The 23,628-nt window shown below is 65.0% G+C and carries 20 protein-coding genes and 1 pseudogene; 18 read left to right on the top strand and 3 right to left on the bottom strand.

Features of this window, described 5'->3' with window-relative positions; all coding sequences use genetic code 11:
- Positions 1 to 43 precede the first annotated feature (43 nt).
- Together ACVIW0_RS23780 and ACVIW0_RS23775 are read left to right on the top strand one after the other, a co-directional pair.
- Positions 44 to 856: an AAA family ATPase gene (locus tag ACVIW0_RS23780; RefSeq protein ID WP_461354549.1), complete on the top strand. Its 813-nt coding sequence runs from the start codon at positions 44 to 46 to the stop codon at positions 854 to 856.
- A gap of 14 nt (positions 857 to 870) precedes the next feature.
- Complete coding sequence (locus ACVIW0_RS23775) at positions 871 to 3,159, top strand: nitric oxide reductase activation protein NorD (protein WP_461354548.1); 2,289 nt, start codon at positions 871 to 873, stop codon at positions 3,157 to 3,159.
- 10 nt (positions 3,160 to 3,169) lie between these two features.
- Here ACVIW0_RS23775 and ACVIW0_RS23770 read toward each other — a convergent pair whose 3' ends face one another.
- A complete protein-coding gene (locus ACVIW0_RS23770; protein ID WP_461354547.1) occupies positions 3,170 to 3,757 on the bottom strand; it encodes an ANTAR domain-containing response regulator in 588 nt (195 codons plus the stop codon).
- Positions 3,754 to 4,917 (bottom strand): transporter substrate-binding domain-containing protein, encoded by a 1,164-nt coding sequence (locus ACVIW0_RS23765; RefSeq protein WP_461354546.1) that lies wholly within the window; start codon positions 4,915 to 4,917, stop codon positions 3,754 to 3,756. Before ACVIW0_RS23765 ends, ACVIW0_RS23770 begins: the two co-directional genes overlap by 4 nt.
- 420 nt (positions 4,918 to 5,337) lie before the next feature.
- Between ACVIW0_RS23765 and ACVIW0_RS23760 the strand changes: the two genes are divergently transcribed.
- The 9 genes from ACVIW0_RS23760 to ACVIW0_RS23720 all read left to right on the top strand — a co-directional run bounded on the left by ACVIW0_RS23760 (position 5,338) and on the right by ACVIW0_RS23720 (position 14,741).
- Positions 5,338 to 6,738, top strand: a complete 1,401-nt coding sequence (locus ACVIW0_RS23760) for an amidase (protein ID WP_461354545.1) — start codon at positions 5,338 to 5,340, stop codon at positions 6,736 to 6,738.
- A gap of 17 nt (positions 6,739 to 6,755) precedes the next feature.
- Positions 6,756 to 7,751, top strand: coding sequence for an acetamidase/formamidase family protein (locus tag ACVIW0_RS23755; RefSeq protein ID WP_461354544.1), 996 nt, complete (start codon positions 6,756 to 6,758; stop codon positions 7,749 to 7,751).
- A 60-nt stretch (positions 7,752 to 7,811) separates the two neighbouring features.
- Positions 7,812 to 9,026, top strand: coding sequence for an urea ABC transporter substrate-binding protein (locus ACVIW0_RS23750; protein ID WP_461354543.1), 1,215 nt, complete (start codon positions 7,812 to 7,814; stop codon positions 9,024 to 9,026).
- A gap of 94 nt (positions 9,027 to 9,120) precedes the next feature.
- Positions 9,121 to 9,987 carry an ABC transporter permease subunit gene (locus ACVIW0_RS23745; RefSeq protein WP_456755588.1) on the top strand — a complete coding sequence of 289 codons (867 nt, stop codon included), beginning with the start codon at positions 9,121 to 9,123 and terminating at the stop codon, positions 9,985 to 9,987.
- 13 nt (positions 9,988 to 10,000) lie between these two features.
- Positions 10,001 to 11,074, top strand: coding sequence for a branched-chain amino acid ABC transporter permease (locus tag ACVIW0_RS23740; RefSeq protein WP_461354542.1), 1,074 nt, complete (start codon positions 10,001 to 10,003; stop codon positions 11,072 to 11,074).
- 3 nt (positions 11,075 to 11,077) lie between these two features.
- Positions 11,078 to 11,797 carry an ATP-binding cassette domain-containing protein gene (locus ACVIW0_RS23735; RefSeq protein ID WP_461354541.1) on the top strand — a complete coding sequence of 240 codons (720 nt, stop codon included), beginning with the start codon at positions 11,078 to 11,080 and terminating at the stop codon, positions 11,795 to 11,797.
- Complete coding sequence (locus ACVIW0_RS23730) at positions 11,787 to 12,497, top strand: ABC transporter ATP-binding protein (protein WP_461354540.1); 711 nt, start codon at positions 11,787 to 11,789, stop codon at positions 12,495 to 12,497. The genes ACVIW0_RS23735 and ACVIW0_RS23730 overlap by 11 nt, the downstream gene beginning before the upstream one ends.
- 60 nt (positions 12,498 to 12,557) lie before the next feature.
- Positions 12,558 to 13,319 carry an SDR family NAD(P)-dependent oxidoreductase gene (locus ACVIW0_RS23725; RefSeq protein WP_461354539.1) on the top strand — a complete coding sequence of 254 codons (762 nt, stop codon included), beginning with the start codon at positions 12,558 to 12,560 and terminating at the stop codon, positions 13,317 to 13,319.
- 18 nt (positions 13,320 to 13,337) lie between these two features.
- A complete protein-coding gene (locus ACVIW0_RS23720) occupies positions 13,338 to 14,741 on the top strand; it encodes an amidase (RefSeq protein ID WP_461354538.1) in 1,404 nt (467 codons plus the stop codon).
- Between the two features lie 114 nt (positions 14,742 to 14,855).
- On the opposite strand, the gene ACVIW0_RS23715 is transcribed toward ACVIW0_RS23720, so the two are convergent.
- Positions 14,856 to 16,070 (bottom strand): serine hydrolase domain-containing protein, encoded by a 1,215-nt coding sequence (locus tag ACVIW0_RS23715; protein WP_461354537.1) that lies wholly within the window; start codon positions 16,068 to 16,070, stop codon positions 14,856 to 14,858.
- A gap of 221 nt (positions 16,071 to 16,291) precedes the next feature.
- Between ACVIW0_RS23715 and ACVIW0_RS23710 the strand changes: the two genes are divergently transcribed.
- The 7 genes and pseudogenes from ACVIW0_RS23710 (at position 16,292) to ACVIW0_RS23680 (ending at position 23,625) form a co-directional block, all read left to right on the top strand.
- Positions 16,292 to 16,966 (top strand): helix-turn-helix transcriptional regulator, encoded by a 675-nt coding sequence (locus ACVIW0_RS23710; protein ID WP_461354536.1) that lies wholly within the window; start codon positions 16,292 to 16,294, stop codon positions 16,964 to 16,966.
- Positions 16,967 to 17,400: 434 nt separating this feature from the next.
- Positions 17,401 to 17,771 (top strand): annotated as a pseudogene (locus ACVIW0_RS23705) (gamma-glutamyltransferase).
- 320 nt (positions 17,772 to 18,091) lie between these two features.
- Complete coding sequence (locus ACVIW0_RS23700) at positions 18,092 to 19,759, top strand: amidohydrolase (protein WP_461354535.1); 1,668 nt, start codon at positions 18,092 to 18,094, stop codon at positions 19,757 to 19,759.
- Complete coding sequence (locus ACVIW0_RS23695) at positions 19,759 to 20,847, top strand: CobW family GTP-binding protein (protein WP_461354534.1); 1,089 nt, start codon at positions 19,759 to 19,761, stop codon at positions 20,845 to 20,847. Before ACVIW0_RS23700 ends, ACVIW0_RS23695 begins: the two co-directional genes overlap by 1 nt.
- A 46-nt stretch (positions 20,848 to 20,893) precedes the next feature.
- Positions 20,894 to 22,207, top strand: a complete 1,314-nt coding sequence (locus ACVIW0_RS23690; protein ID WP_461354533.1) for an ABC transporter substrate-binding protein — start codon at positions 20,894 to 20,896, stop codon at positions 22,205 to 22,207.
- Position 22,208: 1 nt separating this feature from the next.
- Positions 22,209 to 22,940, top strand: coding sequence for an ABC transporter ATP-binding protein (locus tag ACVIW0_RS23685; protein WP_461354532.1), 732 nt, complete (start codon positions 22,209 to 22,211; stop codon positions 22,938 to 22,940).
- Positions 22,927 to 23,625 (top strand): ABC transporter ATP-binding protein, encoded by a 699-nt coding sequence (locus ACVIW0_RS23680; RefSeq protein ID WP_461354531.1) that lies wholly within the window; start codon positions 22,927 to 22,929, stop codon positions 23,623 to 23,625. Before ACVIW0_RS23685 ends, ACVIW0_RS23680 begins: the two co-directional genes overlap by 14 nt.
- The last annotated feature ends 3 nt before the right edge of the window (positions 23,626 to 23,628 follow it).

Raw genomic sequence — 23,628 nt, 5'->3', positions numbered from 1 at the left:
ACGATTGCGAACGGCTGCCTGCGCGATCATGGGAGGCGTGAGCTTGTCCAATCCCGCACTGCTGCTTGATCAGTACCGCATCCGCGAGGAGCCGTATTACCGGCCGCTCAGGGATGAGGTCGTATTGTTCGGGGCAGCCTATGCGAGCCGCATGCCGGTGATGCTGAAGGGCCCCACCGGCTGCGGCAAGACCCGCTTTATCGAATACATGGCCTGGCGGCTCGGCCGGCCGCTCATCACCGTCGCCTGTCACGAGGATATGACGGCGGCCGATCTTGTCGGCCGCTGGCTGCTCGATGCACAGGGTACGGTGTGGAGCGACGGGCCGCTGACGACGGCCGTGCGTCTCGGCGCGATCTGCTATCTCGACGAGATCGTCGAGGCGCGCCAGGACACCACCGTCGTGATCCATCCCTTGACCGACGATCGCCGTGTACTGCCGTTGGAGAAGCGCGGCGAGCTGATCCACGCCCATTCCGACTTCCAGCTCGTGATCTCCTACAATCCGGGCTACCAGAGCGCGATCAAGGACCTCAAGGAATCCACCAAGCAGCGCTTTGCGGCGCTGGATTTCGGCTACCCCGACCGACCGGCCGAAACCGAGGTGGTGTCGCGCGAGGCCGGCATCGAGCCTGATCTTGCCGATCTCCTGGTGAAGATCGCCCAGCACAGCCGCAACCTGAAGGGCCAGGGCCTCGACGAGGGCGCGTCGACCCGGATGCTGGTCAATGCCGGCCGCCTGATCGGATGCGGCATCAGCCTCGAAAAGGCGTGCGAGACCACGATCGTGGTCCCGCTGACCGATGACATCGACACTAGGAACACGTTGCGTGACGTGATCTCGGCCTGTGCGTGAATGGACATTCGGAGGTGGCGGTCGCGCAAATCAGTTCGCTCGATAGCTTCCGATCCGGGCGCCGGCTTGCGGCACTGCTGCGCGGCCACGATGATCTCGGTGCGGCCGTGCAGGCGGCGCGGGCGGCTCTGCACCGGACAGGTCCGCTTGATCATCTCGCGGCCTGGGACGAGGCCGTGCACGAACTGTTTGTGGCCAATCTCGGCGAGGCCGTTGTCCTGGCTTTCTTGCACCTATCGGAGCAATGGCCGGCGCGGCGACCGACCGATGATCTGATCGCGATCGGACGCGCGGCCCGGAACGTCGGCCGCAACGCGGGAAGTCGCGCCGCCCATGCAGCGCTGACCGAGATCTCCAGGGTGCTGCTGCGGCTCGCGGGGGCTGGAGAACTCACCGCCGTTCTTGCTGCGCTGGCCCAGCTCGCGGCTGTGGGACCGGAATCGCTGGGGCTTGCGCTCGGCCGGCTGGAGCCGCTGCTGGCGCATGCCGGCGGTGAGGATTTTGCCGCCTGGGTCTCTGCCGGCTTGCGCGCAAGCGGCGGCCGCGCCTCGCGGCGGCGCGCTTATTTCGCGCTCGACGATCCGCTGTCGGCGCGGCTGTTCGCCGTCGGCCGCACCGGCGATGATTTCGCCCGGCTGGAGAAGCGCCTCGTCGCGACCACGATTGCGCTGTGGAATCGGAAGCCGCGTTTCCGCAAGCTTGCCGTTGCGCCGACGCCGGTGCCGCGGCGCACCTCGCTTGGCGCCGGCCTGATCGGCCTGCCCGAGACTTTTCCCGGCTTCGAGGGTGAGGGGGCGGACTTGATCTATCTTGCGGCGGTCGCGCATGCCGGTGCGCATCTGGCGCATTCCAATGTCCGCTTTCCCGTGGGGCGATTGAAGGCGTTGCAGATCGCGCTGGTCTCGCTGGTCGAGGATGCCAGGGTCGAGACGCTGGCGTCGCGCGAGATGCCCGGCCTGCGCCGGCTTTGGCTACCGTTCCACACCGCGACACCGTCAGGCCAGGCGACCGCGGCCGGATTGTTGACGCGGCTGGCGCGGGCGCTGATCGATCCCGACTATCAGGATCCGGATGCGTGGGTGACCAAGGGCCGTCGGCTGTTTGCCGATGCCGCCGCCCGTTGGACCGATCCGGCCATCAGCCGGGAGATCGGCGGGCTGCTCGGCAACGACATCGGGCAGATGCGGCTGCAATTCAATGCCAAGAGCTATGTCGTCGAACCCGCCTATCGCGACGACAATCTGGCGCTGTGGGATTTCGGCGACCAGGCGGACAGTCCGACCGAGACGATCGAACTTGCCGTCGACTCGATGCGGATCGAACGGCGGGACGATCCGAGCGGCCAATCGAGTGACGACAACGCAAAGCCGGACGAGACGCTGCGCGCAAAGGCCAGCACAGTGACCCTGCTGGACGGATTTCCGGTCGCGACCTACCCGGAATGGGACTACGCGGCGCGTAGCGAGCGGGCGGACTGGACGACGATCCTGGAAGCCGACGCCGCTACCTCCGCGCAGCCGTTCGATCCTTCGACGGACAGCGAGGCGATGCGCTGGATCACCGAACTGACTCGTGACGCCTCGATCGGTCGCCGGGTCCGTCAAAAGGGCCAGCGCGACGGCGACGCGCTCGACATCGACGCGGCGATTGCGCTGACGATCGAGCGGCGTGCCGGCAGCATCAGCGAGCCTAGGGTCTACCAGCGCGACACGCCGGGGCCGCGCGATCTTGCCATCCTGCTGCTGCTGGACCTGTCGCAATCGACCGCGGACCGTGACCGTCGCGGCCGGACGGTGCTCGATGTCGAACGCAAGGCGGCCGCGATCATGGCGGCGGCGGTCGACGCCGCCAATGATGCGATCGCGGTGCATGGCTTCAGCTCCGACGGCCGCGAGCGCGTCCGCTATCTCCGCATCAAGGGCTTCGAGGAGCCGATGGATGCCGTCGTCCGTTCGCGTCTCGCCGGACTTGGCAGCAGCCATTCCACCAGGCTTGGCGCGGCGTTGCGCCATGCCGGCGGCTACCTCGCCGGTCGGCGTGCGTTCCGCAAGGTGCTGCTGGTCCTCACCGACGGCGAGCCGTCCGACGTCGATGTGCCCGATCCGCAATATCTCGTCGAGGACGCGCGCCGTGCCGCCCAGCAGCTGCGGCGGCGCGGCACCGATATTTTCGCCTTCGGCATCGGGGAGGACAGCTTTCCCCGGCTCGATCGGATTTTCGGCGAGCGCTATGCGCTCCGCGTGCCGCGCATCGAGGTGCTGCCGCAGCGGGTCATGCAGCTCTATGCCGAACTGAAGAAATAGTTGCAGCGACCTAGCCGGTTGCCCGGGGCAGGGCGCCCTTCGCGGTAATCTCGGCCGAGAGCTCCTCGATCGTCTTGCGCTGTTCCATGGCGGTCCGCCGGATCAGCGCAAAGGCGGCCGGTTCGGCCAGCGCATGGGTGTGCATCACCTGGAGCACCGCGGCGAGCACGACGCGGCGGGATCGAAGGCGCTGTTCGAGCTTGAGCACCTGCTGCTTCAACTCGTCGCTGCGTTGGCGCCGTTCGAAGGCGAGCACGAGCGCGGCATAGATGCCGGCCGAGCGCAGCGGCTTGACCAGGAACGAGGCCGGATCGAGCTCGAGCACCAGCTTCAGGCGGCTCGGCGTTTCCGTGCCGAGCAGGGCGATGATTGGGCTTCGTCCGAGCGAGGTGCGCTGCGCCGGAGAGGCAAGCGGCAGGAACTCGTCGTCGATCAGCGTCACGTCCGGACGGCAGTCGATATGGGCGTCGCCATCCCATGTCACGATGTCGATCCCGAGACGCTCGAACTGGCGCCTGACGATGGAGGCATCGCGCTCGTCCTTGATGGCGACGAGCGCCTTGCGTCCGCGCAGCGAAAATGAAGACGGCTTGGTCATTTCACAACCCGCAAATGCGGCGCATTCGGCGACGTTGCATCCCTTGCAGGGCTGGCGGCGACGTCGAGCTGCGTCAGATAGGGATCCGGCTTAACCGGAGCGTCGGCTTCCCAGAAGATGTCAAACTGTCCCTCCGCGTTGGAGACGGCGAGCCGCGGCGTCAGGACGCAGTGGTTGTTGCTGCCGTCGATCCAGACCGGGCCTTGCGGCGAATTGTAGCGGTGGCCTGCCGCGGCGCGCCGCACCTCGCCGATATCGGATGTACCGGCGCGCTGCAACGCACGGGCCAGCAGATAGACCGCGACATAGGCGGATTGCCCGTCCACCGAAGGGCTGCTGTGCGCACCGTAGCGCGCTTTCCAGCGCGCGACGAAGGCCTGGTTCTCGGGCAGGCGAATGCTCTCGAAATAGGCTGACGATGTGATGCATCCGGCCGACGCAGGCCCTACGATCTTGAGTTCCGGCTCGCACAGGCTGCAGCTGACCATCGGGATCTTGAGACCAGCAGCCGTGGTCGCGGCATGAAAGGCTCGAATGAAATCGTAGCTCGAACTGCCGACCAAGGTATTGAACACCACCGGCGGCCTGCGGCGCACGATCTCGTCGACGATGTGACCGACGGCGCTCTCGCCAAGTTCGAGCAACCGCTCGGCGAGAATGCGGCCTCCGGCGGCCGTCGCCAACTCGCGGGTGACGCGATTGGTCTCCCAGGACCAGACATAGTTGGAGCCGACGCAGAAGATCTCGCGCGACAGATTGTCCAGCACGTAGCGCACCAGCGGCAGCACATTGTGGTTGGGCGAAGCGCCGACATAAATCACGTTGTCCGAGCATTCGAACCCTTCATAGCGAGCCGGATGCCAGAGCAGACGGTCGGTGCGCTCGACGATCGGCAGCACCTGCTTGCGCGACGCCGAGGTGTAGCAGCCGACAATATGCTCGACGCCGATATTGCGAATGAGGTCGTCGCAGGCCGTGTGATATTCGGAAACTATTCCGCGGGGATCGCGGACATGCGCCGCTATCGAGAAGTCGAAGCCGTCCTGGCTGTTGATCTCGTCGACCGCCATCATCGAGCTCTTCAGGAGCTCGCGTCCCATCGCCTGATAGGGCCCGTGCTGCGAGCAGATGATGCCAACGGGAATGGACGGCTTTGTCATCGACGACTTTCATTGCGACGCGCGAAGGAAATCATCTTCGCAGAGGTCGGTGCAAGAGGTCATGCCGATTTGCTGCGCATGCACCTCGTGAAATTTGTGCAGCTTGCCTCGTTGACAATGCGCTGCACATCTCCTTAGAATTTTCTGCTACAGGGCTACCTGTCGAACCTTGCGCGCGTCGATTTGGCCGATGACGTCCCGGTCGCCGCGCAGAGTGCTCCGTTCGATCCGGGCCCCACGCGATAGTTCATAGCCGCGGCATTTGAGCCATTCGTCACCTTCGTTTTGGAGGGGCGGGTGGCTTTTTGCATTTGCCGCCAAACACATTGGCGACACGTCCGTGTCGTCAAGCCGGAGGCGCATGCGCGGTGATGGGCAGTGCCTGCGCTTGCGTCGTGCCAAGTGCGGGGATGGGAATCGATGCCGACGACGGAACTTCAATATCTCGGACTGATCGAGATCGGGCAGCAAATCCGGGCCAGGAAACTGTCGCCGGTCGAGGTGACCAGGACGATGCTCGGACGGATCGAGCAGCTCGACGGCAAGCTCAAGAGCTACGCGCATGTGATGGGCGATGCCGCGCTTTCGGAAGCTGCGGCCGCCGAGAAGGAGATCGCCTCCGGCAAGATCAAGGGGCCGCTGCACGGCGTGCCGATCGCCGTCAAGGATCTGTGCTGGGTCAAGGGCGCGCCCGCCGCGCACGGCATGACGATCCATCGCGATTTCCGTCCGAGCGAGGATGCCACGGTGGTCGCGCGGCTCAAGGATGCCGGCGCGATCATCCTCGGCAAGCTGCAGCAGACCGAGGGCGCTTACGCCGATCATCACCCGAAGATCGATCCGCCGAAGAATCCATGGAATGCCGATCTGTGGCCCGGCGCGTCCTCGAGCGGTTCCGGCGTCGCCACCGCCGCGGGGCTCTGCTTCGGTTCGCTTGGAACCGACACGGGTGGATCGATCCGCTTCCCCTCGGCCGCCAACGGCATCACCGGGCTGAAGCCGACCTGGGGCCGCGTCAGCCGTTACGGTGCGTTCGAACTCGCGGCGACGCTCGATCACATCGGCCCGATGGCCCGCAGTGCGGCCGATTGCGGCGCGATCCTCGCCGTGATCGCGGGCCAGGATCCCAAGGACACCACATCGGTGCCATTGCCGGTGCCCGATTATCTCGCCGGCCTGACCGGAGATTTGCGCGGCTTGGCAATCGGCGTCGATCGGCGCTGGACCAGTGAGGGCACCGATGAGCCGGCCGGCAAGGTGCTCAGCGAAGGCCTGCGTGTGGCGGCCGATCTCGGCGCGACAATCAAGGACATCACCTTCCCCGATCCGAAAGCGGTCATCGAGGACTGGTTCCCGCTGTGCGGCATCGAGGTCGCGGTTGCGCACGAGGAGACCTATCCCGCGCGCAAGGACGAATACGGTCCGGCGCTCGCAGGCCTGCTCGATCTCGGCCGGGCGCAGTCCGGCATGGATTACCAGAAGATCGTGCTGCGGCGCGAAGCGTTCCGCGGCGCGGTGCGGCTGCTGTTCGATACGGTCGATCTGATCGCAGTGCCAGCCCAGGCATTCGCTGCGCCGACCTTGGCCAAGATGGCGGCGCTCGGCGAGGACCCGTCGCTGATCACCGGGCTGCTGCGCTTCACCTGTCCGTTCGACATGACCGGCAGCCCGACCGTGACGCTTCCCGGCGGCTTCGCGCCGAATGGTGGTCCGGTGGCTTTCCAGTTTGTCGGCCGTCACTTCGACGAAGCAAGCCTCGTCCGTGCGGGCGATGCGTTCCAGCGCGTCACCGACTGGCACAAGCGCCATCCCGCGATCTGAGCTGAGGAGCCGTTCGCATGACCGATGACTGGTTGAAGAATTCCATCATGGCCAGGCGCGCCGTCGCCAAGGGTGCGACCGGCACGACCCATAGTCTGACGATCGAGCAGCAGGGCGGATTCCATTACGTCTATGGGCCCTATGCCAAGCCGACGCTCTCGATCGACCCCGGCGGGGTGGTCGTGGTCGAGACCGAAGATGCCTTCGGCGGCGTGCTCACCAGCGAGAGCGACAGCCCCACCGCGAAGCTCAACTTTCCTTACCTAAATCCGCAATGCGGACCGATCGCGGTCAAGGGCGCCAAGAAGGGCGATTGTCTCGCCGTCTATATCCGCGATGTCGAGACCCGCGGCGCGCAGCCGGCCGGGACCACCTGCATCATTCCGGAATTCGGCGGCCTGGTCGGCACCGCATCCACGGCGCTGCTCAATCCGCCGTTGCCCGAGCGCGTCAAGAAGCTGCATGTCGACCGCAACGGCGTGCGCTGGAACGACAAGATCACGCTGCCCTATGAGCCGTTCATCGGCACCATCGGCGTGTCGCCCGAGATCGAGGCGATCTCCTCGCTGCAGCCGGATTATCACGGCGGCAACATGGACCTGCCTGATGTCGCCCCCGGCGCAATCATCTATTTTCCGGTGCACAGCGAAGGCGGGCTGCTCTATGTCGGCGATTGCCACGCCACGCAGGGGGACGGCGAGCTCTCGGGCGTCGCGCTGGAGCAGCGCGCGACCGTGACGCTGCAGATCGATCTGATCAAGAACTGGAGCTTCGCCTGGCCGCGGCTCGAGACGGCTGACTTCATCATGACCATCGGCAGCGCCCGCCCGCTCGAGGACGCGGCGCGCATCGCCTATCGCGAGCTGGTGCGCTGGATGAGCGCCGATTACGGCTTTGACGAGATCGACGCCTACATGCTGCTCAGCCAGGCCGGCCGCATGCGGCTCGGCAACATGGTCGACCCCAAATACACGATGGGGGCGTCGATCCTGAAGAACTACCTCAAGGCGTGAAACTTCCAACATCATTCAACGACAGGGAACATCGCGATGAAATCGGGGCGACTAGTCGGAATGGCTTTGCTCGGTGCAATGCTCGGGACCGCGGCAATCGGCACCGCTCGGGCGGCAGAACCGCCGCTGAAGATCGGCTTGCTGGAGGACGTCTCCGGCGACCTCGCGTTCATGGGCATGCCCAAGCTGCATGGTTCGCAGCTTGCGGTCGAGGAGATCAACAAGAGCGGCGGGATTCTCGGCCGGCAGATCGAATTGATCCATCTTGATCCCCAAGGTGACAATGCCCGCTATCAGGAGTTCGGCCGCCGCCTGCTCAACCGCGACAAGGTCGACGTGCTGATCGGCGGCATCACCTCCGCCTCGCGCGAGGCGTTGCGTCCGATCGTCGATCGCACCACCACGCCGTACTTCTATACGAACCAGTATGAGGGCGGTGTCTGCGACGCCAGCATGATCAGCATGGGCGCGGTGCCGGAGCAGCAATTCTCGACCCTGATCCCCTGGATGGTCGAGAAGTTCGGCAAGAAGGTCTACGTGATCGCCGCGGACTACAATTTCGGCCAGATCTCGGCGGAGTGGAACCGGAAGATCATGAAGGATCTCGGCGGCGAGGTCGTCGGCGAGGAATTCATCCCGCTCGGCGTGTCGCAGTTCGCGCAGACCATCCAGAACATCCAGAAGGCGAAGCCGGATTGGCTGCTGACCATCAATGTCGGCGCCGCGCAGGATTCGTTCTTCGAGCAGGCCGCCGCGGCCAATCTCAACCTGCCGATGGGGTCCTCGATCAAGGTCATGCTCGGCTTCGAGCACAAGCGGTTCAAGCCGCCGGCGCTCAACAACATGCATGCGACCGCGAACTGGTTCGAGGAGATCGACACGCCCGAAGCCAACGACTTCAAGAAGCGCTGGCACGCCAAGTTCCCCGACGAGCTCTATATCAACGACATGGGCTACAACGCCTACAACGCGCTCTACATGTACAAGACGCTGGTCGAGAAGGCGAAGTCGATCAAGCTCGAGGACATCCGCAAGGTGATCGCGACCGGCGACGCCTGCATCGAAGCGCCTGAGGGCAAGGTCTGCATCGATCCGAAGAGCCAGCATACCTCGCACCGCATGCGCCTGATCTCGGTCGGGCCCAAGCACGAGGTGACCGTCGAGAAGGACTACGGAACCATCCAGCCGTACTGGTTGGGCGAGATCGGCTGCGACCTCACCAAGAAGAACGACAAGGATCAGTACACGCCGAGTCATCTTCCCAGCAAATCATGATGCACACGGGCACGAATCTTGCTCGTGCATTGCATCTCGAATTCAAGGCGAACCGGCGCCGCAATGATGCGGCGCCGTGGTCACGGAGACTGGAATGTCGGCTGAACTCTTCTCGGTATTCTATCAGTTCGCCGACGTCTTCGCGTTCCTGATCCTGTCAGCGGCGGGCCTCGCCATCGTGTTCGGCATGATGGGCGTCATCAACATGGCGCATGGCGAGTTCATCATGTGCGGCGCCTATGTCACCGTCGGCCTCGTCAATCTCGGCGTGCCGCTGCCGATCGCCCAGATCCTGGCGGCACTGACTGCCGGAATCATCGGCATGATCGTCGAGTTCCTGATCGTGCGGCGCTTCTACAAGCGTCCGCTCGATTCGTTGCTCGCGACCTGGGGCCTCAGCCTGATCGTGACGCAGTCGATGCTGCTGATCGTCGGCTCCGCGGTGCGCGGCATCGGCACGCCGGAAGGCAGCTTTGCGATCGGCGGTTACACGTTCTCGACCTACCGCCTGGTGCTATTCGGCGCCGCGGTGGCGGTGCTGGCCGGACTCTACATCATCTTCATGAAGACGCGGTTCGGCGTGATCGCGCGCGCCACGATGCAGAACGCGGCGATGGCGAAGGCGCTCGGCGCGCGCACCGGCCGGATCTACTCCATCAGCTTCGGGATCGGCACCGCGCTTGCGGGTCTCTGCGGCGCGCTCTACGCGCCGACCATGACGCTGATCCCGACCATGGGCGCGACCTTCGTGGTCGAGAGCTTCGTCACCGTGGTGATCGGCGGCGCCAACGTGCTGCTCGGGACCGCGCCGGCCGCGGTGTTCCTGGCGATGATCCGGATGGCGCTGAATGCGAGCTACGGCCAGATCATCGGCCAGATCGGCATGCTGTTTGCCGTCATCCTGATCATACGTGTGCTGCCCGAAGGGCTATCCAGCGTGCTGGTGCGTCGTGGGCGCTAGACGGGAATTTCCGATGTTGAAGCTGCTCGAGGGCCCGCAGACGCTCGGACGGGGCAAGATATTCTGGTCGTGCTTCCTGGCCGTGCTGGCGGGCGCGCTGATCTATCCGCTGTTCGCCGACTCCTATGACGTCGGCAATTTTGCCTACTTCCTGATCTGGATCTTCATGGCGCTCGGGCTCTGCCTGATGTGGGGCTATGGCGGCATGCTGTCGTTCGGCCAGACCTTCTTCTTCGGCATCGCCGGCTACGGCTATGGCGTGCTTGCCATCAACATGGGCGGCGGGACGGCGACGATCGCCGCGCTGGTGCTCTCGGTGATCATCGCGATGATCGCGGCCGGGATCCTCGGCTACTTCATGATCTGGGGCGGCATCAGCGGGATCTTCTTCGGCATCGTGACGCTGTCGGCGACGCTGGTGCTTGCCTTCTTCCTTGGGCAGACCGCGGGTCCGGAATGGCATATCGGCCCGGCGCGGCTGAACGGCTTCAACGGCATGAAGGGGATGGACCCGCTCACCGTCGGCAGCTTCGATATCGAGGGATCGGCGCTTTATTACGTGATGATCGCTCTGATCGTGATCGTCTATATCGCGCTGCGCATGCTGGTGAACTCCAGCGTCGGCAACGTGATCGTGGCGACAAGGGAGAACCCGCAGCGTGCCGAGATGCTTGGCTACGACGTCCGCAAATATCAGCTGCTGACCTTCGTGATCGGTAGCGGCCTCGCCGGGCTCAGCGGCGCGCTGTACACCTCTTGGGGGCAATTCATCACGCCGTCCAGCATCGGTCTGCCTGCGGCGGCGATGCCGATCGTGTGGGTCGCGTTCTCCGGACGCAACGATCTCACCGCGACCCTGGTCGGCTCGTTCCTGTTGCTGTTCGGCTTCCAGACCATCACGGTCTACAGCCAGCAGGCGGCGCTGGTGTTGATGGGCGCGCTGCTGCTCGCCACCGTGATGCTGGCGCCGCAGGGTTTCGTGCTCGGCATCGGCAAGCTCGCGGTCGATTGGTGGAGCAGGCGCCGGCATCGCGACGAGGGCCCGGCGCTCGCGGAAGCCGGCCGTCTGCAATCGGATGAGACCTGAGCCATGGCACTCGTCGAGGTGAAAGGCGTATCGAAGCGTTTCGGCGGGTTGACCGCCGTCTCCGATGTCGACCTGACGGTCAATGCCGGCGAGGTCCATTGCCTGATCGGGCCCAACGGCGCCGGCAAGAGCACGCTGTTCAAGCTGATCGTCGGCCTCTATCCGCCGACCACCGGCAGCATCTTCTTCGACTCCACCGATATCACTGCCGAGCGGCCGTTTGCGCGAGTGCAGCGCGGCATGAGCATCAAGATGCAGGCGCCGAGCGTGTTCAAGGAGCTGCCGGTGCGGCAGAACATCCAGATCGCGTTGCAGGAACGTCTTTCGGGCGCGGAATGCGCAGCCGAGGAGGAGCGGCTGCTGACGCTGCTCAATCTGTCTGACGACAGCGGCAAGCTCGCCGGTGCGCTGTCGCACGGCCAGCAGCAATGGCTGGAGATCGGGATGGCGCTGGCCTTGCAGCCGCAACTGCTGTTGCTGGACGAGCCGACCGCAGGGATGTCGCCGGAAGAAACCTACAAGACCGGCGAGCTGATCAAGTCATTCAATGCCGAGGGCATGACGGTGCTGGTCGTCGAGCATGACATGGCGTTCGTGCGTCAGGTCGCGCAACGCGTCACCGTTCTGCACCTCGGAAAAATCTTCGCCCGCGGCAGCCTCGATGCCATCCTGGAAGACGAGAAAGTCGCGGAAATCTATCTGGGTAAGACCCATGCCCACTGATCGCATTCTGGACGTGTCGGGACTTTGGGCGGGCTACGGCGCCACGCCGATCCTGCAGGGCGTCAGCATGCAGGTCGCCCGCGGCGAGATCGTCGGGGTGATCGGCCGCAACGGCGTCGGCAAGTCGACCTTGATGCGCTGCCTGATCGGCCTGCTGCAGAGCTGGCGCGGCACCATCAGCTTCATGGATCAGGATGTCACCCAGCTCGAGGCCGATGCGCGGGCGCGCGCCGGCTTCGGCTACATCCCGCAGGGCCGCGACGTGTTTCCGCAGATGAGCGTCGAGGAGAATCTACAGGTCGGCGAGCTGATCGGCGGTCCCGACGGCAAGAAGCTGCCCGAACTGGTCTATGAGTATTTTCCGCGCCTGAAGGAGCGCCGGCGCCAGATCGCGGGCACGATGTCGGGCGGCGAGCAGCAGCAGCTTGCGATCGGCCGCGCGCTGATCGGCAATCCGGTGCTGATGATCCTCGACGAGCCGTCCGAGGGCATCCAGCCGTCGATCGTGCAGCACATTTGCGAGGCGCTGAAATCGTTCCGCACCGAACTCGGCACCACGATCGTGTTCGTCGAGCAGAACCTCGACACCATCCTGGAGATCGCGCAGCGCTGCTACATCATGGAAAAGGGCAAGATCACCCGGTCGCTGGCCGGCGAGGAGGTCAACGCCGACAATGTGCGCGCGCAGCTGTTGCTGTGAGCGGCTGAGCGTGCGGCGAGGAATTGCGTTCGACAGTCGATAATAACGGAGGGAATCGACATGGATCTGGGACTCAAGGGAGCGAAGGTTCTCGTCACCGGCAGTACCAAGGGCATCGGCAGGGCGATCGCCGACACGTTCGCGGCCGAAGGTGCCAATGTCGGCATCTGCGCGCGCAACCAGGCGGACGTCGAGGCTGCTGTCACCGCGATCAAGGCCAAGGGCGTTGCGGCGTTCGGCAGCGCCGTTGACGTCTCCAACGGCCCGGCGCTGAAGGCCTGGGTCGCCGATATGGCTGCAAAACTCGGCGGCATCGATGTCGTGGTCGCCAATGTCAGCGCGCTCTCGATCGGGCAGGACGAGGAGAGCTGGGAGAAGGAATTCTCCACCGACATGATGGGGACGGTGCGGCTCGTCAATGCGGCGATGCCGTATCTCGAGAAAAGCGGCGCTGCGGCAATCGTGACAATCTCCAGCGTGTCGGGGCGCGAGGTCGATTTCGCCAGCGGTCCCTATGGCACCTTCAAGGCCGCGATCATCCACTACACGCAGGGTCTTGCCTATCAGCTCGCGGCCAAGGGCATCCGGGCCAATTCGGTGTCGCCGGGCAACACCTATTTCGAGGGCGGCGTCTGGAACATGATCAAGGACGGCAATCCCGAACTGTACAAGACCGCGCTGGCACTCAACCCGACTGGCCGCATGGGCACGCCGCAGGAGATGGCCAACGCCGCGGTGTTCCTCGCCAGCAAGGCGGCGAGCTTCATCACCGGGACCAATCTCGTGGTGGACGGTGCGTTGACGCGCGGCGTGCAGTTCTAGCCCGGGGGCGACAGCGACATGTCGGCAGATCCATTGCACTACAAGTCAATCACCGAGATTTCCGGGCTGATCCAGCGCGGCGAGGCCAGGTCTTCGGAGATCACGGAGGCGATGCTGAGCCGGATCGCCAAATTGGATGGACAGTTTCACGGCTACGCGCACGTCCTTGCGGAGCGGGCCATGGCCCAGGCGAAGCAGTACGATGCCGAGATCGCCAGGGGCATCTGGCGCGGGCCGCTGCACGGCGTTCCGATCGGGCTGAAAGATCTCTGCTACACGACGTTTGCGCCGACCGCGGCCGGCACCACGATCCACGCGAAATTCGTGCCGTCGTTCAACGCCACGATCGTGGACCGGCTCGAGATTGCCGGTGCGGTGACGCTCGGCAAGCTGAAGATGACGGAGGGGGCCTATACCAGTCACCATCCCGCCGTTCAGGCCCCGCTCAATCCGTGGAATGTGAACTATTGGGTCGGCTCGTCGTCGACCGGATCGGGCGTCGCGACGTCGGCGGGGCTTTGCTTCGGTTCGATCGGCAGCGACACCGGCGGCTCGATCCGGTTTCCGTCAGCAACCTGCGGCTTGACCGGCATCAAGCCGACCTGGGGCCGCGTCAGCCGGCACGGCGTCTTCCCGCTGGCAGACTCGCTCGATCACGTCGGGCCGATGTGCCGCAGCGCTGCGGATGCCGGAGCGATGCTCGGCGTCATCGCGGGCGCCGACGCCAACGATCCGACCGCGCTGCGGGCGCCGGTGCCGAACTATCTGGCAGGCATCGGCGACGGCATCAGGGGGCTGAAGATCGGCGTCGATCGCAGGTACACCCAGGAGGGCATCGATCGGCAGGTTGTCGGTGCTTTGGTGCAAGCCGAGCGCACGCTCGCCGCTCTCGGCGCCGAGATCCGCGAGATACATTTCCCGCCCTATCAGAAGCTGGTCAGCCAGTGGATTGCGATGTGCTCGGTGGAAACGGCGGAGGCGCATCTCGACACTTATCCGTCGCGCAAGTCGGACTACGGGCCCGACCTCGCCCAGCTGATCGAGCAGGGCAGGGCAACCGGCGGTGTCGATATTGCCGCGATCCATCATGAGCGGCTGAAGTTCGCAGGCAGCCTAGCCGCGATGTTCGAGGATATCGATCTGCTGCTGATCCCGACCATGCCGGTGCCGATCCCGACGCTCGGCAAGATGAGCGAATACGGCGCCGACCCGACCGTGCTGCTGAACATCCTGCGCTTCACGGCGGTGTTCGACTTCTCGGGCAGCCCGACCATCACGCTGCCGATGGGCATGGCGTCCGACCAGATGCCGCTCAGCATGCAGCTGGTCGGGCCGCATCTGTCCGAGGACGTGCTGGTCCGCGCCGGGGCCGCATTCCAGTCGGTGACGGACTGGCACACGAAACGGCCGCCGATCGACTAGCGCGCCGTCAACGATCTTGTCGACGTTCCAGAACAGCGGCACCGGCGCGCGCACGATGTCTTTCAACGCTTTGCGCGTCGCGGCCGGCTGGTTGTATTGCCCTGCCGCAACCGTTCAGGCCTTGCCGGCAAGTCTGGCCGCAATCGCGCGGTAGCCGCGCATCCACATGTGATCGAGATCGAGGTCCATCGGCAGCGGCTGCGAGGAGACGCGCGCGATCACGATCTCGCTGGCCGGATCGATATGGATCCACTGGCCGTGGATGCCGACCGCGGCAAACGGCGTTTCGCGCCGGTCGAGCGTGTACCATTTGCTGCGGTAATTGCCGTTCGGGAACACCTTGGTCAGGTCGCCGCGCGACCAGGCCTCGGCATTGCCGTTTTGCCTGATGTCGTCGACCCACCAGCTGGGGACCACCTGTCGGCCGTTGCTGATGCCGTGATTGCGCATCATCTCGCCGAACCGGACGAGGTCGCGCAGCGTCGCGCAGATGCCGCCGGCGACGCGCGCCGCGCCGCGCGAATCGACCGTGATGTAGGCGTCGTGCTCGGCGCCCATCGGCTGCCATAGATAGTGCGACACGATCTTTGCATAGGACATGCCGCAGGCGCGCTCATAGACCCAGCCGAGCACGTCGGTGTTGGTCGAGACGTAGTGGAAGGTCTGGCCATGCGGCGCGCCGTTCGGCCGCAGCGTGCGCAGATAGGCGCGCAGATTGCTCGGCGGAATCGCCGGATCCGGCGGCTCCCAGCCGGTCGAGCGCCGGTAGTTCATGATGTCGCCGTCGCGCGCCATGTAGTCCTCGTCGAAGCGAATGCCGACGCTCATGTCGAGCAGATGCCGCACCGTGCAGCTGCCGCCGTACACCGATCCTTCCATCTCGGGGATGTAGCGCGTCACCGGCGCGTCGGGATCGAGCCTGCCGTGATCGGTCAGGATGCCGCCCAGCGTGCCGGCGACCGACTTGCTGACCGAGAAGATCAGGTGCGGCGTATCCGGCGTCAGGCCGTGGGCATACCATTCGAACGCGACCTGTCCGCGATGCGACACCACGATGCCGTCGGTGTGGCTCGCGCGCAGCGCCGCGCCGACGCCGATCGTCTCGCCGCGCGGGCCGGCGAAGCTGACATCGTCGAGATAGCGCGGCGCGAAGGACAGCAGCGCAGGAGACACTGATGCTGTTGCGCCGCGCGCGATGTTCGCGGTCGGCAGCAGTTCGCGGACATTGCGGAATGCCCACTCGTTGAACGGATGCTGACGCCAGTTGGCCAGCGTGACCTGTTCGTCGGCCGCTGATGGGAAGGCGGCCATGATGCGACGCGAATTCATTGTTGATCCAGCGATGCCATTGGGAGACGTGCGAAGTTCCGCATGCGCCACGCCGCTCGCAATCAACCGGATGGTGGAGGGGCCGTCGGGTTACCCTGGCGTAACCGCTTCCGGATGTGCGCTTGGCCCGCAATTTGCTTGACTATGCCCTGCGGCTGCCTCAGCGTGACGGGCATGCGACGCGCAGACGTTCGCCATCGGGAAACATCGGGAGGTAGGTCATGATCGCGCTTCTGGGCCGACCGGATCCGGCAACCACGCAAGCCATTCAGTTCGCGCGCGGGATTCTCGAGGGGTCGGCGACGGCGTTCTACGAGGTCGACGGCAATCTGACCCTCAACCGCTTCGTGCTGTCCAGCAACGTGCCGCCGAGTTTCCACGACCAGTATCTGGCCGGCATGAACCGGCTCGATCCGTTGCATCCGCGTTCCGCCAGCAACCGGCCGATCGCGCGGCTGAGCGTGGCGCTCAATCAATGCGCAACCCAGGAGGCTGCGACCTACCGCGCCTTCGCCGGGCAATGCGGCGTCGCCGACATGATCGAGTTCTTCTTCCGCCGCAACGACCGGATCGTCGCCGGCATGAGCGTGCTATGGGCGCCGGGCTGCACCATCCCAGATGGCAGCATGAACATCGCGGAAAAGATCCACGACTATCTCGAATTCAACCTGACCAGCCGGCTGTCGTCGAATGCCGACGAGCCGGCGCGCTACGGCCTGACCTCGCGCGAGATGGAAGTCGTCGAGCTCTTGTGCTGTGGCCGCACCAACCGCGAGATCGGCGAGTGCCTGAACATCGGTCTGGCCACGGTGAAGACCCACCTGATCCACATCTTCGAGAAGCTCGGCGTCGAGACCCGCTCGGCCGTCGTGGCCCTGATGTCGCGGCCGCATTAGGGGCGAGAGTCCACCGCTCTCTCCACACGTCATCCCGGCGAAGGTCGGGACCCATAACCACAGGGTTGTGTTGTTGAAGAACGCTGTGGCCACTCGTGCCGCGCAACTATTCGCCTTCGTGGTAATGGGTCCCGGCCTTCGCCGGGACGACGTTGAGTGTGTGGCACGACCGGTGAACCATATATCCACGTTCTCGCGACACGGCATTCCGCAATATCCGTCGGGTTAACTTGTCTCTCCCCATCATTCCCCGGTGCGCAATTGCGCCTGGGGAATGACGGCGGTGGAAAGGCGTCAAGCTACGTTTTGCCACCCGATCCACCGTACGGTGGATTGCTGCCGCCGCCCACGCCGGCGGAGAATCCCGCAAAGACCGGTGTCGTATTCGACAATGTTGGCGAGCGACCGCCGTCGCAGACATTGAAGGATTCGACATGCGTGATTTCATGGCCGTCGGCCGATCGGTGGCGGTTGCCGAGCGCGGCATGGCTGCAACCTCGCACCCGCAGGCGACGCTGGCCGCGGTCGAGATGCTGAAGGCCGGTGGCCACGCTGTCGATGCAGCGGTCGCGGCGGTCGCGGTACGGGCGTGGTCGAGCCGCAGATGACCGGGATCGACGGCGCGCTGTCGCTGGAGACGACGATTTCGCCTGATATCCGGGACGAGATGCGCGCCCGTGGTCACGATGCGCGGTTTTCCGAGGAACCGATCGGCGGCTGTCAGGCGATCCGCATCGACCACGCCCGCGGCGTCCTGTTCGGCGCCTCCGACCACCGCAAGGACGGGCTGGCGCTGGGGTTCTGAGGCGCGCCGCACAATTTCGGATTAATAGAACAGTACCGCTGATTTGCCCGACATGTCAAGTCGCCATGTCGAGTGCCGGCACGCCGCCGGCTCCTTTGCATGGGGTTGTTTTCCATGTTTTGGCAGTGCGCCCCCGCGGAGGCAGGCAATTCGCCATAGCGCAGCCCTTGCGGGGAGGCGGCGGAGCATCCACCGGACGGTGGATTGTTCCAAATGCCGACATGCCGAACCTTTGGCGTCACGCTGGTGTCGTGCGCGGTCGGCTGCCGTGCACCGCAAGTTGCGCGCCACAGGCTTATCCAATCGAGAAGTTGATCCGCATGACCAGGACATTCGCCGACACGGTCTTCCGCAACGGCCGGATCTACACGTCGAACCGGGCGCAGCCCTGGGCGAGCTGCGCGGCCGTCAAGGCCGGCCGGTTCATCGCCGTGGGCGAGCAGCGCGACGTCGCGACACTGATCGGCGAGGGGACCGCGACGGTCGATCTCGACGGCTGCATGGCGATGCCGGGGATCGTCGACATCCACAATCACATCATGATGGGCGGGCAGGCCGATCTGTACGAGCTGCGCTTCTCCAACGCCGACAGCATCCCAGGGATCGCCGAAACCCTGCACAAGGCTGCGTCGGCGGCCAAGCCCGGCGCCTGGATCGTCGGCGGGCAGTTCGGCAACAATCTGCTGAACGAGATGAACACCGCGGAGTCCTGCGCGCTGCTCGATGCAGCTTGTCTCGGGCATCCCGTCGTGCTGCGCGACGACACCTATCACAATCGCTGGGCAAGCTCGGCGGCGCTGCGGCTCGCCGGTGTGCAAGCCGACAGCCCTGATCCAACCGACGGCGAGATCGGCCGCGACCTCAAGACCGGGACCTTGACCGGGATCATGATCGAGGCCGCCTCGGGCCTGGTCGAGCGGGCGCTCGCGGCCTCCGGTCACTACACCGCCGAGATGGACCGCGCGGCGGTGGCCCGTTCGATCTCGGTGCTGAATGCCTATGGTGTCACCGCCTTCATCGACGCCGCCAGCATGCAGCCGATCATGGCGGCGCTGAAGGGGCTCGACGACCGCGGCGAGCTCACCGCCTGGGCGGTTTGCGCGATGCCGGTGGTCGAACCGGGCTTCATGTTCGGCAAGGCCGGCGAGGAGCTGTTTGCGCTGCGCGAGGATTACCGCGGCGCGCATGTGAAGCCCGACTATGTGAAGGTGTTCCTCGACGGCGTGCCGGGCGCCAAGACCGCGGCCTTCCACGAGCCGTATGCCGCCGATCCCGTGCGCGGCTGCTGCTTCCGCGGCGCCACCATGCTCACCGTGCCGGACCTGATCCGCTGGCTCGGCCGCTGCGAGAAGCTCGGCCTGGCCGCCAAGATCCATTGCGCCGGAGATGCCGCGGTGACGCAGGCGCTCGATGCCATCGACGTCGTGCGCAGCTTCAACGGCCCGACCCATCTGATTCACCAGATCGCGCATGCGAGCTATATCGCGCCCGACGACATCAAGCGCTTCGCCGAGCTCGGCGTCGCGGCCGATCTGTCGCCGATCATCTGGTATCCGACAATCTTTCTCGAGGCGCATAAGGCCGCGATGGGCGAGGAGCGTGCGCAGCGCTTCTGGCCGAACAGAGACCTCAAGGAGGCCGGCGCACTGATGGCGGGCGGCTCCGACTGGCCTGTCATCCCGATCCCCGATCCCTGGCAGGGCATCGAGGGCATGGTGACAAGACAAAATCCTACCGGCGATTTTCCCGGCAAGTCGCTGTGGGCCGAGCAGGCGCTCGATCTCGCCACCGTGATCGACATCTACACCATCGACGCCGCGCGCGCGGCCGGGCTCGGCCAGACGATCGGCTCGATCGAGGTAGGCAAATCGGCCGATTTGATCGTGCTCGACCAGATGATCTTCGACATCCCGCCGGATCAACTTGCCGATACGCGGGTCGAAATGACCTTCTTCGAGGGCCGCAAGGTCTACCAGCGGGGCGCGTGATGACAGCGGTGGATCAGATACCCGTCACGGTGCTCACCGGCTTCCTCGGCAGCGGCAAGACCACGGTGTTGAACCATCTGCTGCGCCAGAAGGAGCTCAATGGCGTCGTCGCCATCATCAACGAGTTCGGCGAGGTAGCGCTGGATCATCTCCTGGTCGAGAGCAGCGAGGATCGCCTGGCGTTGCTCGACAATGGCTGCATCTGCTGCTCGGTCCGCGAGGACCTCATCGAGACGCTGGCCGATCTCGCCGCCCGCCGCGCTGATGGTACGATCCGGCCGTTCCACCGCGTGCTGGTCGAGACCACCGGGCTCGCCGATCCCGTGCCGGTGCTGCACACGCTGATGACGGCGCCCGACATCGTCCGCCGCTACCGGATCGACGGCGTGGTCGCGACCGTCGATGCCGTCAACGGCGCGCATACGCTTAAGGCACATGACGAGGCCGTCAGGCAGATCGCGGTTGCCGACCGGCTGCTGGTGACCAAGACCGATCTTGCCGCCGAGGATGCGCTGGCGCGGCTCGACGCGCGGCTTGCTGCAATCAATCCGGTCGCAACGCGCGCGCATGTGCGGGACGGGATCGTCGATCCGGCCGCGGTTCTCGATGCCGGGCTGTTCGATCCGGCGGCGCGGTCGGCCGATGTCGTCAGCTGGTTCGACCTGGCGGCGCAGGCGGCGAACGCACCGCACGATCACGCCGATCACCATTGCGATGGCGAGGATTGCGGGCACCACAGCCACCATGCGCACGACGCAGGCGTGTCGTCCTACAGCCTTATGATCGACGAGCCGATCCAGCGCGAGGCGTTCCTGCGTTGGCTCGACTATGTCGCAGCCCTCAAGGGCGAGGACCTGCTGCGCTTCAAGGCGATCGTGCATGTCGCCGAGCAGCCCGATGCGCCCTTGGTGGTGCACGGCGTGCAGCACGTGTTCCATCCGCCGATCACGCTTGGCGGCTGGCCGTCGGCAGACCGGCGCTCGCGGCTGGTCTTCATCGTGCGCGGCATCCCGCGCCAGATCATCGAGAACACCTTGTGCAAATTTGCCGCGGTGAACCGTAACGCAATTCGACGCTCAGCGGCGTAGGTCAGTGCTCGGATGGTTTCATTATTGGTTGTGGAGGGAGAGGGACATGACTGAGACAAAGAACGGCAAGGGAGCTGGCGCGTTCAACCGGCGCGCGCTGCTGAAGGCGGCCGGTGCCACCTGCCTCGCATCGGCGATCAACGTGCCGCTGGTCAACGTCGCGCGGGCCGCCGGCAATACGATCAAGATCGGCTGGGTCGGGTGCCTCTCCGGCGTCCGAGCACCTTTCGCCGAGCCCGACACCTGGATCCATGAACGCATCAAGGCGCGGCTGAAGGACGGCCTGAAGATCGGCGGCAAGACCTGGCAGGTCGAGTTTGTTTTCAAGGACAATCAGTCCGACCCCAACCGCTCGTCGGTGGTCGCGAGCGAACTGGTGCTGCGGGAGAAATGCGACCTGATCCTGATCGAGGACGGCGACGCGCAGGCACCGGTGCAGGAGCTCGCCGACGCCCGCGGCATTCCATCGATTTCGACCATGGTGCCGTGGCAAGGCTGGATGTTTCCGCGCAAGTCGACGCCCGACAAGGGCTTCCCCTACAGCTATCACTTCTTCTGGGGCGCCGATGACGTCGTGAAGAATTTCCTCGGCATGTGGCAGTCGGTCGACACCAACAAGAAGGTCGGCACGCTCTATATCGACAATCCCGCCGGCCAGGCGTTCTCCGACTCGAAGGTCGGTCTGCCCGGCGGCATCACGGCTGCGGGCTACCAGGAATTCTCCGCCGGCAAATTCCAGATTGCGACCGACGATTTCACCAATCAGGTGTCGTCGTTCAAGAACAGCGGCGTCGACATCGTGTCCGGCTTCACCTACGGCAATCACTGGGTGACGCTGTGGAATCAGGCGGCCCAGGCTGGCTTCAAGCCGCAGATCTGCACCGTGGCGGCAGCGTTCCTGTTTCCGAGTGCGGTGAATGCACTCGGCGATCGCGGCGACGGCATGTCCACCGAAGTGTGGTGGACACCGGCCTATCCGTTCAAATCGTCGCTGACCGGGCAGAGCGCCGCCGAACTGGCCGCGGAATGGGAGAAAACGACCGGCAAGCAATGGACTCAGCCGATAGGTTATGCCCACGCCTTGTGGGAAGTTGCGCTCGCCGCATTGCAGAACAGCGACCCGAAGGACAGGAATTCGCTGCGCGATGCCATCGCCGGTCTCGATATGGAGACGGTGGTCGGACCGGTGAAGTTCAAGGGAACGCCGATCAAGAACGTCGCGGTGACCTCGCTGTCGGGCGGGCAGTGGCGCAAGACCAGGGGCGGCAAGTCGAAATACGAGCTGCTGATCGTGCACAACGGCACCGCGCCGTTCATTCCGAAGCAGGCCGATCTCCAGCTGCTCTCCAAGCTGGCCTGAGATGGCACCGCTTCTGCGCGTCAGCAGGCTTTGCAAGCGCTTCGGCGAGATCGTTGTCGCCGACAATGTCAGCTTCGCGCTGGCGCGCGGCGAATGCCTCGGCGTGATCGGTCCCAACGGCGCCGGCAAGAGCTCGTTGTTGAACCTGATCGTCGGCCTGCTCATGGCCGACGGCGGGTCGATCATGCTCGACGACACCGAGATATCCGGGCTGCCGCCGCATCGCCGGGCGCGGATGGGGCTCGGGCGCGCGTTCCAGATCCCGCAGCCATTCCCGCACCTCTCCGTCTACGAGAACGCGCTGGTCGCAGCGTCCTACGGCGCGGGTCTCTATGGCGAGGCGGCGTCGGACTGGACCATGGAGGTGTTGCAGCGGACCGGGCTCGACGCCAAGGCGGGCAAGCTCGCCGGCGCCTTGCCGCTGATTGATCGCAAGCGGCTGGAATTCGCCAAAGCGCTGGCCTCGAAGCCCAAGCTGATCCTGCTCGACGAGATCGCGGCCGGGCTGACCGAGCCCGAGGTCGAACGCTTGGTCGCGATCATCCAGTCGGTGAAAAAAGACCATGCCATGATCTGGATCGAGCACATTCCGCACGCGCTGCGCGCGGTGTCGGATCGCATCCTGGTGCTCGATTTCGGCCGCAAGGTGCTGGAAGGACCGCCAGCTGACGTCATGGACAGCGCAGTGGTGCGCGAGATCTACATGGGATTGAAGGCCGATGGCGTTGCTTGACGTGAACGGCCTGCAGATCTTCTACGGCGATCTCCAAGCCGTGTTCGACATGAACTTCACCGTCGCGGACGGCGAGGCGGTGGCGCTGGTCGGCGCCAACGGCGCCGGCAAGTCGACCTTCCTGAAGGCGCTGGTCGGGCTCAACGAGGAGCGCCGCGGGGCGGTGCATTTCGACGGCGTCGACATCTCGCAGATGCCGGCCGAAGACGTGTCGCGGCTCGGGCTCATCATGGTGCCCGAGGGCCGGCTGCTGTTCGAATCACTGACCATCGAGGAGAACCTCTTGATGGGCAGCGTCAATCGGCGCAAGGGCGGCTGGACCTTGCGGCGGGTGTTCGAGCTGTTCCCAATTCTTGAGGAGCGGCGGCGGATGTTCCCCGGTCAGCTCTCTGGCGGTCAGCAGCAGATGGCGGCGATCGGCCGGGCGCTGATGTCGAACCCGCGGTTGCTGCTGTGCGACGAGATCTCGCTCGGGCTCGCGCCTGTCGTGGTCGAGCAGATCTATCGCTCCTTTGCCGATATCCGCCGCGAGGGCACCGCCGTCGTGCTGGTCGAGCAGGACGTCAAGCGCGCGCTCGCGACCTCGGAGCGAATTTATTGCCTGTTGAAGGGGCGGGTCTCGCTGACCGGCCCGGCGCAAGGAATGCAGCCGGAGCAGCTGACCCACGCCTATTTCGGTAGCTAGCCA

This window comes from Bradyrhizobium sp. USDA 4454, from assembly GCF_054822705.1.
This window is presented reverse-complemented; position numbering and strand designations above follow the sequence as displayed.